The 1,037-nt window shown below is 61.8% G+C and carries 1 protein-coding gene; it reads left to right on the forward strand.

The features are described from left to right. Nucleotides 1–44: 44 nt before the first annotated feature. Nucleotides 45–1,037 (forward strand): class I SAM-dependent DNA methyltransferase (locus tag Q7J58_RS20755; RefSeq protein WP_304831771.1); only part of this gene is annotated, 993 nt, incomplete at its 3' end.

Consider the following 1,037-nt stretch of genomic DNA (forward strand, 5'->3'; position numbering starts at 1 on the left):
CCCCGTTTTTTCAGGTGCCCGAAGGCACCTTTTTTGCGTTCCCCATGGCCATCAAGAAATCCGAGCTGTATTCCTCCCTCTGGGCCTCGTGCGACGAGCTGCGCGGGGGCATGGACGCCAGCCAGTACAAGGACTACGTGCTGGTCCTGCTGTTCATCAAGTACATCAGCGACAAATTCGCCGGCCAGCCCTTCGCACCAATCCAGATTCCCGCTGGCGCCAGCTTTGCCGACATGGTGGCCCTCAAGGGCAAGTCCGACATTGGCGACCAGATCAACAAGCACATCCTGCAACCGCTGGAGAAAGCCAACAAGATCCGCCTCAAGGCCGACTTCAACGACACCGCCCTGCTCGGCCAGGGCAAGGAAATGGTCGAGAAGCTGGGCAACCTGATCGCCATCTTTGAAAACCCGGCGCTCGATTTTTCCAAGAACCGGGCCGATGGTGACGACATCCTGGGTGACGCGTACGAATTCCTCATGCGCCACTTCGCCACCGAGAGCGGCAAAAGCAAGGGACAGTTCTACACGCCCGCCGAAGTCAGCCGCATCCTCGCGCAGGTCATCGGCATCCACCAGGCCAAGACCACGCCCGACACCACCGTGTACGACCCGACCTGCGGGTCCGGATCGCTGCTTTTGAAAGTGGCCGACGCCGCGCCCACACCGGTCACGTTGTACGGGCAAGAGATGGACGAGGCCACCAGCGGCCTGGCGCAGATGAACATGGTGCTGCACAACAACGCCAGCGCCCTCATCACCCAGGGCAACACCCTGGCCAACCCCAAGCACCTCGACGGCGCTGCGCTCAAAACCTTCGACTACGTGGTCGCAAACCCACCGTTTTCAGACAAGCGCTGGAGCACCGGCCTCACGCCCGACAGCGACAAGTTCGAGCGCTTCAAAGGCTTTGGCATTCCGCCCACCAAACAGGGCGACTACGCCTACCTGCTGCACATCATCCGCTCGCTCAAGCCCCAGGGCAAAGCCGCCTGCATCCTGCCGCACGGCGTGCTGTTCCGGGGCAATGCCGAGGCC

Source organism: Hydrogenophaga sp., assembly GCF_030656115.1.
GTDB lineage: Bacteria > Pseudomonadota > Gammaproteobacteria > Burkholderiales > Burkholderiaceae_C > Hydrogenophaga.